This is a genomic window from Mesorhizobium sp. LNHC252B00 (assembly GCF_000502955.1).
Lineage (GTDB): Bacteria > Pseudomonadota > Alphaproteobacteria > Rhizobiales > Rhizobiaceae > Mesorhizobium.
The window spans coordinates 1-1,686 of sequence record NZ_AYWO01000078.1; the positions used below are offsets into that span (position 1 = coordinate 1).

Annotated in this window: 1 pseudogene; it reads left to right on the forward strand. The window is 67.5% G+C overall.

The window, feature by feature from the left end:
- A pseudogene (locus X744_RS139815) lies at positions 1-1,686 on the forward strand (calcium-binding protein); the annotation flags it as partial.

The following is a 1,686-nucleotide window of genomic DNA, read 5'->3' on the forward strand; positions in this document are numbered from 1 at the left end:
TCGGCGGCCTTGCCGCGCTCGCCGCGCTCGGCCTCTCCGCGCCGGCCCAGGCGCAATACCAGGCTGGCGGCGGTTCGGCGACAGGCGGCAACGCCGTCGCCATCGGTAACGGTGCCACGACGAATGGCAATAACGCCGTGGCGTTGGGCACCTCCAACAGTGCAACGGGCGACGCTACGATCGCCATCGGCTATTCAATGAGTGTCAATGGCCTCAACTCCATAGGCATAGGTGTCTTCGCAGGCGCAACCGGCGTCAATGCCCTCGCCCTGGGCGGGAATGCCAAGGCCAACGGGGACGCGGCAAGCGCCATTGGCGTCAATTCGGTTGCAGCCGCCGGCGCGGCCGCCTTTGGCCTGAACGCGCGTGCCGACGGAACGAACTCGACGGCGATAGGCTATGTTACCCGGGCGACCGGACTGCGCGCCACCGCGCTCGGGTTTGGTGCAACAGCGTCCGGGCTGGATTCGATTGCCCAAGGTAATAGCGCCGTCGCAAGCAACCAGAATGCCATCGCCATCGGCTTCCAGTCGACCGCGACCGCGGTCAACGCCATCAATCTTGGCAACCGAACTATTGCGGGAGGTGGCGCCCTTCAAGACAGCGCCATCGCCCTCGGCACGGACGTACTGGCGTCTCAGGTCGACGCCACTGCGATCGGACGCCAAAGCAAGGCAACGGGCACGGGCGCCACGGCGATGGGCCGGAACGCCAGCGCCTGGGGTAACCAGTCGATCGCGCTCGGCCTGGGCGCGCAGGCAGGCGTTCAGGCCAACACGGCCTTGCCCAATAGCATCGCCATCGGCACCAATTCGCTATCGTCTGGCGCTTTCGCCACCGCGATGGGCGCCGCCTCGACTGCGAGTGGCGCCAATTCGGCAGCCGTGGGCTTCCAGGCCCAGGCCGCCGGCGCCAATGCCGCAGCCGTTGGTCCCCAGGCAAATGCATCGGCATTAGACTCGGCAGCGTTCGGCAATGTTGCCACGGCTTCGGGCAATTTCGCTCTGGCCCTGGGCAATTCGGCCGTGTCGAGCGGAGTGGGCTCGGTCGCGGCGGGCTCCGGAGCCCAGGCTACGGACGTCTCCGCAACAGCAGTCGGCAACAACGCCACGGCGACAGCCGCGAGCGCAAGCGCGCTGGGCTTGGGTGCCACGGCGAGCGGTATAGACAGTACCGCTCTCGGCTTCGGCACCGTAGCCAACGCCGACAATTCGACTGCCGTCGGACGTCAAGCCCGCGCCACCGGACTCAACAGTACCGCGCTCGGCCGCGGCGCCCAAAGCAGCGCTGTGAATTCCATCTCTCTCGGCGCTGGGACGAGGGCAACCGGAATTAACTCCGTGTATCTCGGCTCGAGCACTTTTGCGACAAGCGCCAGCGGAGACAACGCCATCGGCATCGGCACGGACGTGACGGCATCCGACGCCGACGCCATTGCGATGGGGCGCGACAGCCAGGCGACCGCAACCAACGCCATCGCGGTCGGTCTACAGTCCGCTGCGCTCTCCGCCGACTCCGTCGCCATCGGCACGGGCGCGATCACCGATGGCGGCAAGGCCGTGGCCATCGGCTTCGGCAACCAAGCCTATGGCGACGGCGCGGTCGCCATCGGCGATCCGAGCTACGCCAGCGGCACCGGCGCCTTCACCGGCGGCGCCAACAACATCGCCAACAGCGACGGCACGG